Genomic DNA, 5,360 nt, shown 5'->3' with positions numbered 1-5,360 from the left:
AGAAACGCTTCGCTAGGTTATTCAACGACGCAGCCAGGTTCGGGGTGTAGGCCTGCGGGGAAGCCTCAGCCAGCCCACGATACAGCTCCACCGCCTCACGAGCCGCCACCAACGCCTCATCCTGCTTTCCCACCGCCGACAAAATGTTCGCCAGGTTAGTCAACGACGCAGCCAGGTCGGGGGTGTAGGCCTGCGGGGAAGCCTCAGCCAGCGGTCGGCGCAAACGCACCGCCTCGCAGGCCGCCTCCAACGCCTCGTTCCGCTCCCCCACTGCCGAGAAACGCTTCGCTAGGTTATTCAACGACGCAGCCAGGTCGGGGGTGTAGGCCTGCGGGGAAGCCTCAGCCAGCCCACGATACAGCCCCACCGCCTCGCAGGCCGCCACCAACGCCTCATCCTGCTCCCCCACCTCAGACAAAAAGGCCGCTAGGTTATTCAACGACGCAGCCAGGTTCGGGGTGTAGGCCTGCGGGGAAGCCTCAGCCAGCCCGCGATACAGCTCCACCGCCTTGCGGGCAGCCTCCAACGCCTCATTCCGCTCCCCCACCTCCGACAAAAAGGCCGCTAGGTTATTCAACGACGCAGCCAGGTCGGGGGTGTAGGCCTGCGGGGAAGCCTCAGCCAACACCCGATACGACTGCACACCGTCGCGCGCATGCTTAAGTACCTCGGCCATCTGTTCCGTGTTCCCTTCGAGTGGGGCACGATCAACAGAATCTCCAATCTCGTCATCCATTTGCGACACTGACGGATTCCCGTTCATCGACCAGCGGAAACGCAGCGCTTCACGCATTACATCCAGCGCCTCACCTTGTTTACCATTCGCGCGCAGAATAGAAGCCAGCTCGTTGAGAGCATCAACCAATTTTACATTAGTGACTGAAGACTCTGATTTAGCCAACTCTCGATAGAGTTTCACCGCCTCTCGGACCGCATATTCCGCCTCAACAGTCGCACCTAATTTATATCGCGCACGCCCGAGTAAAGTTAATGCCTCAGCAAATTGCACAGCATACGCCGAAGGTGACCCCTCAGACAGAACGCGACATACTTCCAAAGCCTTCTCTGCAGACGTTAACGCTTTGGCCCACTCACCCATCTCTAACAGACGTTTCGTTAACAGAATTTGCCAGTACAACTGTTCTTCAGTACCTGGTTGAGCAGAAGTAACCAGACAATTAGTCGCTGCGAGCGCCACCCTCCGCAAAGCATCATCCCCAGGTGAAATTTCTTCCAGAATATCCTCAAAAGGAAGATCAACACCAGAGTTAATCAAGTCCTCCAAGGCGCGTACAAACGGTCCTCCCTGCGCAATTGCAACACCCAGCGCATTACGCCACAAATGCGGGTGGCGCCTCAGAGTCCGACAAGCAATCTCTTCTGCCGCTTCCCGATTTAGAGAGGCCGCACGAGTGAGAGCACTAAACACGTTCCGCAGCTGTTGCTCCCGCACGCGACTACGCTCAGTATCAATTTGACTTGCACGAGGATATTTAACAGCCACAGCCCACTCCTTCATTCCTTAAAAGGATAGCGTCTAAGAGTTCAGGATTATTTCCAAAAACCGTAAGGATAAGATGGTCTGCCACAGGATCTGGCTGGAGACAAATAGGTTTCTCACTATCTGTACGTAGCAATGCCTGCACGAGAAGCTCTGCAAAGCGCCCACGGCGTAGGTGCTCACTGTTCCACTCCGGGAGCACACTAAGGGCAGCGTCCACCTGCTCTTCGTCTGACGCAGGTGAAACTAAACTCAAAGTTGCAGCAGCTCGGTGAAGATGCCTGTTGCTCACCTCCGCCAGTATTGGAGCTTTGCGCCACTGAGCGAACTCTATCTCTAACACACGCTCATAAAGCTCACTCCGATCCGATAGCATTGCTGTACTATCTACTCTTTCACTGCACACTTTACTCCAGGCCTGCAGTACAACATCGAGTGCCGTCTCACCAAGATCATCTGGAACAACACTATTTGAGGGACGATTCAAATTCATACATTGAGAGAACACTTCAACCGCTCTTTCATAGAGATCAGCGAGCAGCCTTGTCTCTACCCCTTGCTGCAACCGTCCAAGGTTGGAAATTTTAAGAGTTCTGCTCAAATCAATACCGTCTTGCTCCATACGGCTTCGAAAACTATCCCACCATTGATCTGTACCACGCGCGGTTAAGACAATCCGCGTTGCCGTCTTTCTATCCTGCAATGCGCGAAACACCCGTGCGACGAGACCTCGCCGAGCTTCCTCGGCGTAGTCCACGACAACCAACAGCTCTGTTACCACCTCTACGAGGGCCGATAGTTCCGCGTCCGTTATTTCCGTCGTCGACGGCAAAAATCCGGTATACCAACCCTTTTGCGAAAATTCATCGCACAACTGCACTGCCATACGCGTCTTTCCGGTTCCCCCTGCCCCCGTCACCACAGCAACAGCGATATCACCATCACCTTCATGCCTCGCAGCTTCCTCCGGCATTCTCGTGGCCCAGGTTCGAAGTTGCTGAATCTCAGGACCTTCCTGAAACGGAACGATTGCATGTCGCGCCCGAATCAGCTGCAAAGGCGTGAACTCTATAGGTAACGGAGTGTGCGCTGGCGTCAACACCTTCTCGATGTGCCCCCCGGGAGGAAGCGCCCGATCAGGGAAGCGACTGCGCAGACCCCCAATGTCCACTAATACATCCCACTCCCAGTCCCGGATATAGGCGGCACCGCGGGAGAGCGCAACGCCCCACCCAGCCCCCGATCCCGTCACCTGCGCGACATCGATCGCCAACCACGAACCCCCGGGATCCCCGACGAACTCGACCAGGAGATCTTTCAGGTCTTCCCCACCAGGCATCATCGACTCGCGGCTGAACCCTTCCTCGATGAGGACGTCGCACCCCATGGCCCACTGACGTTCCATCGGCACCACGACAATCGCGTGCCGCCGCTGCCCACCGTCAGCCGTCACCGTCAAGATCAGCGGGTAGATCCCAGCATCGAGCGCAGCACAACAAAAGGCCACACACAGATCCACGCATGTCGCCTTGCCAAATTTAAGCACCTCGTTGACAGGCCGAATACGCTGCGCCCCAGGCTCGCTATCTGTCGGCTCCGCAACGTATTCGATCCCCAGCTCAACAAACTTGTCAAAAACCCTCCTCGCGTGAGCCTCTACACGCGTCTGCCCATCGATGACCAGGTCAGGCTCAGGACCAGGAAAACCCATCCAATCCGCAGAACGAAGCAAGCGCTGCACCCACCCGACGTGAACCATATCCACCAACCCCGTCGGATACTTCACCGAATCCCAGAAAAATGGATCACTCATGACGCAATACCAAGGTGTACACGTTTCGGCAGAAACACAAGACATCATACAAATTGATTCTCATTAGGATGTCCCCCTTAGAATCGTCGACATACATATGATTGTTGAACCGTTCGCTACAAAATATCGTGTCTCTCTGGCCCCTACACACCTACTCCTTGACCCAAAGGAGAAGATCAGAAAACAATTTCGGGCTTTGGGCGGTTCCGAGGGCCTTGTCGAGCAGGGCCTGGAGCTGCCTGCGGTGGATCGCGTCCATCTCCTCGTTCGCATAGTCGTAGAGTTCGCGCAGCCTCTCTACGGGTTCGTCGGTGACGGCGGCGAAGAGCAGGAGGGCAATACTGCCGTAGGTGGATTCCGCCACGGACGGGCGCACTCCGAGGACTAGGGTCATCGCCAGCCAATTGCGCGCTTCGAGGAACTCTCTGAGCATGTCTTCGGCGCCCTCGTCGCTGCGTTGCGCATCGTAGGCGGTTCTCGGATCCGTGAGTTCCGCAAGCGCCAGAACACTCGCCATACTGGCTGCCTCAGCCTCCGGGAGCATTGCCGCCAACACCTGGAGGACCCGGGTTCTCATGTCGGGGTCGCCTAGGTCTTTCTCCCATTCTCCCGACTCCTGCTTGTCACCCTTGTTGATCTGATCTTCGTCGCGCGACGCATCGGGGTTGCCCCTCATGTGCTCGCGCAGGAAGCTCACTCCCCGACCGCTCACATGCGCCTCACGCCAGTCGCGCGCAAGCAGCCGAGCTCGGTAATGGATCCGCAGATCGGTTGTGACGGCCTGGATGCCGCTGTCAGCGATGCGCTCCACGAAGGCAGCGAGCGCGGCGACAGGGGGAAGCTCCACGTACAGCTCGGCGAGGGCGGCCAACGTTTCTTTCTCGGAGGCCGACGGCGAGCTCCACTGCGCTTCGAGGAAAGCCACCCGCTGCGCTAGATCGCTACACTCGAGCCATCCCTCAATCCTGGAAGTCGCCGACTCAGCGTCGACGGTGGCCCAACGGGGAAGACCCGTGTCCGATATTCCCACATCGGTGATCACTCGGGCGATCATGCGGCGCACCGGGCCCAGGAGCACCGGATCATCAGTGGAGTCTGCTTCCCGGGCCGCCGCGACGACATCCCCCGCTTCTCCGCCGTCGTCACGCCAGGTGGCCCTGGCCACCAGCAAGCGGGCACGCACAGCTGGGGAGAAGCCATCAAAGCCTTCGACGAAGGTCTCCAACGCCTCGTTCAGCTTCCCCACCTCAGACAAATAATTCGCTAGGTTATTCAACGATATTGCCAGGTCGGGGGTGTAGGCCTGCGGGGAATCCTCGGCCAGCGCCCGATACAGCTCCACCGCCTCGCGGGCAGCCTCCAACGCCTCATTCCGCTCACCCACCGCCGACAAACGATTCGCCAGATTATTCAACGTCGCAGCCAGGTTCGGGGTGTAGGCCTGCGGGGAGGCCTCAGCCAGCCCGCGATACAGCTCCACCGCCTCACGAGCCACCACCAAGGCCTCACCACGCTCACCCACCTCCGACAGATGATTCGCCAGATTATTCAACGACATCGCCAGGTTCGGGGTGTAGGCCTGCGGGGAGGCCTCAGCCAACACCCGGCGCAACTCCACCGCCTCACGAGCCACCACCAAGGCCTCACCACGCTCACCCACCTCCGACAGATGATTCGCCAGATTATTCAACGACCGGGCCAGGTCAGGCCTGTAGGCCTGCGGGGAGGCCTCAACCAACACCCGGCGCAAACGCACCGCCTCACGAGCCACCACCAACGCCCGGTCCCGATCTCCCATCGACGACAAACAATTTGCCAGATTGCTCAACGACGCAGCCAGGTCAGGCGTGTAAGCCTGCGGGGAAGCCTCAGCCAACACCTGATACGCGTCCACCGCCTCACGAGCCACCACCAAGGCCTCACCACGCTCACCCACCTCCGACAAACGAATCGCCAGATTATTCAACGATCCGGCCAGATCAGGCGTGTAAGCCTGCGGGGAGGCCTCAGCCAACACCCGGCGCAAACGCACCGCCTCACGAGCCA

At 58.4% G+C, this 5,360-nt stretch carries 3 protein-coding genes and 1 pseudogene; all 4 read right to left on the bottom strand.

Annotated features, from left to right (window positions below; translation table 11 throughout):
• On the bottom strand, positions 1 to 793 hold a 793-nt coding region (locus tag HMPREF1136_RS11080), incomplete at its 3' end, for a tetratricopeptide repeat protein (protein WP_232204203.1).
• An 18-nt stretch (positions 794 to 811) separates the two neighbouring features.
• Positions 812 to 1,099: pseudogene (locus HMPREF1136_RS11510) on the bottom strand (hypothetical protein); the annotation flags it as partial.
• Between the two features lie 394 nt (positions 1,100 to 1,493).
• Positions 1,494 to 3,314: a P-loop NTPase gene (locus HMPREF1136_RS10350; protein WP_156791881.1), complete on the bottom strand. Its 1,821-nt coding sequence runs from the start codon at positions 3,312 to 3,314 to the stop codon at positions 1,494 to 1,496.
• Positions 3,315 to 3,465: 151 nt separating this feature from the next.
• Positions 3,466 to 5,360: tetratricopeptide repeat protein (locus HMPREF1136_RS10345; protein ID WP_009648978.1), on the bottom strand; the 1,895-nt coding region annotated here is incomplete at its 5' end.

The sequence above is a fragment of the Actinomyces sp. ICM47 genome, from assembly GCF_000278725.1.
GTDB lineage: Bacteria > Actinomycetota > Actinomycetes > Actinomycetales > Actinomycetaceae > Pauljensenia.
This window is presented reverse-complemented; position numbering and strand designations above follow the sequence as displayed.

Excerpts from the sequence above, each read along its gene's own strand:
- HMPREF1136_RS10350 (WP_156791881.1), bottom strand. The coding sequence starts at position 3,314 with ATGAGTGATCCATTTTTCTGGGATTCGGTGAAGTATCCGACGGGGTTG.